General features: G+C 68.7%; 2 protein-coding genes. Both read right to left on the reverse strand.

Annotation, left to right across the window (positions count from 1 at the left end; translation table 11 throughout):
• On the reverse strand, nt 1-397 hold a 397-nt coding region (locus JCM9942_RS15080; protein WP_157722967.1), incomplete at its 3' end, for a response regulator.
• Nucleotides 398-436: 39 nt separating this feature from the next.
• On the reverse strand, nt 437-1,660 hold the full coding sequence (locus JCM9942_RS15085; RefSeq protein WP_054660660.1) for an ABC transporter permease: 1,224 nt from the start codon (nt 1,658-1,660) through the stop codon (nt 437-439).
• Between the last annotated feature and the right edge of the window lie 135 nt (nt 1,661-1,795).

Raw genomic sequence — 1,795 nt, forward strand, 5'->3', positions numbered from 1 at the left:
GAGCCAGCTCGCGGCGGGTCTCGGCCAGCTCCAGCAGGTTGTTGACCGTGGTCAGCAGGCGGCCGTCGTCCCACGGTTTGGCCAGATAGTCGGCGGCGCCGGCCTTGACCAGCTCCACCGCGCTGTCCAGATGGGTCCAGGCGGTGAGCAGGATCACCGGCAGGTCCGGATGCGCATCGCGGATGGCACGGAACAGCGCCTGGCCTTCCTCGCCGGAGGTGGTGTCGGCGGTGAAGTTCATGTCCTGCAGCACCAGGTCGAACTCCTGCTCGGCCAGCATCGCCAGTCCCTGTTCCGGCGCGCTGGCGTGGCGGGTGTCGATGTCGTGCAGGGAGAACAGCACGTCCAGTGCGGTGGCCACGGCGGCGTTGTCGTCAATGATCAGGATCTGCGGCATCGGCTGTCTTGGAAGGCTGGGTTCGGGCGCATCCGCACATTACACGCTGCGCGTGGCGCTGGCAGGGGGGAGTCGGGCGGCCCGCCGCGCCGGTGCGGCCACCGCCAGCTGACCCAGCAGCACCAGCAACAGCGCGGCGATGGACAGGTAGACCAGCGGCAATCGGGGCAGCTCGTAGTGATGCATCAGCCACTGGTTGACCAGCAGCGCCAACACTCCGCCGGCGAACACCCCGGCGCTGGTCAGCAGCAGATTTTCGGCCAGGAACTGGCGCAGGATCTGGCCACGGCGGGCACCGAGCGCCCGGCGGATACCGATCTGGCGGGTGCGCTGCTGGATCCAGTAGCCGCTCAGGCTGGCGATGCCGATCGCGGTGATGGCCGCCACCACCGCATTGACGGTGAGCAGCAGCCAGACCGCGGCACGACGCGAGCGCAGGCCGGCCTCGCGCAGGTGTTCGTAGTCGGCGACGAGCGGTTCAAACCCGGTGGCGATCTGCCCGGCGAAGGTGGCCTGCAACACGCCGGGCACGGCCTTGAGCACGGCCTCGCGCTGCCGGGCGTCGCTGCGGATGACGAAGCTGAGCAGCGGCAGGCCGCCAGGCCGGCGCGGCAGCAGCATCGCGTACTCGGCTTTGCCATCATCCAGCTCGGTCAGCTGGTAGCGCATCAGGTGCGCGACCACGCCCACCACCACGTAGTGGCCGCTGCCATCGCCGCCCGTAAACGACTGGCCGACCGGGTTGTCGCTGCCGAACAGGCTGCGCGCCAGCGCCTGGGTGAGGATGACCGGCGTGGTGGTGCTGTCGTCGTTGCCCTCCAGTTGCAGGTCGCGGTATTCGTCGGCAAGGAAATCACGGCCGGCACTGAGCTGCAGGCCCAGGGTGTCGATGAGTTTCTCGCCGAGGAAGCCGCTGACCACCAGGGTGGGGCTGTTGGCGGACTTGAGGTCGTAGACCATGGTCAGGGTCTGCCGCATGGGGGCACCCACCACCGCCGAGGCGCGCTCCACCCCGGGAATGCGGGCCAGCGCTTCGGCCCCGCTGCGGGCCTGTGCCGCGCTCCAGTTCCCACCTCCGTTGACCAGCTGGTCGACGATGACCACTTCATCGCGGGCGATACCATCGTCGGTGAGCAGCGGGGCGACCTGCTGCGCGAGCAGGAACAGGGTGTTGCACAGGATCGCGCAGGCCACCGCGATCTGCAGCACGATCAGCCAGGGCATCAGCGGGTGACGGCGCAACGGCGAAAACAGGGGATTCATGCGGTGCTCCCGTTCAAAGCGTTTTCACCTGCAGCGCAGGCTCCTGGCGCGCGGCACGCAGCGCCGGCAGCAGACCCACCAGCACGCCGGTGAGCAGTGCCAGCAGCAACAGCAGCGTGAACAGTGGGACGTCCA

It is taken from the genome of Stenotrophomonas pictorum JCM 9942, from assembly GCF_001310775.1.
GTDB classification, from domain to species: domain Bacteria; phylum Pseudomonadota; class Gammaproteobacteria; order Xanthomonadales; family Xanthomonadaceae; genus Stenotrophomonas; species Stenotrophomonas pictorum.

What these genes read in the sequence shown, in the direction of transcription:
- JCM9942_RS15085 (WP_054660660.1), bottom strand. Translation starts at nt 1,660, where the DNA reads ATGAATCCCCTGTTTTCGCCGTTGCGCCGTCACCCGCTGATGCCCTGG.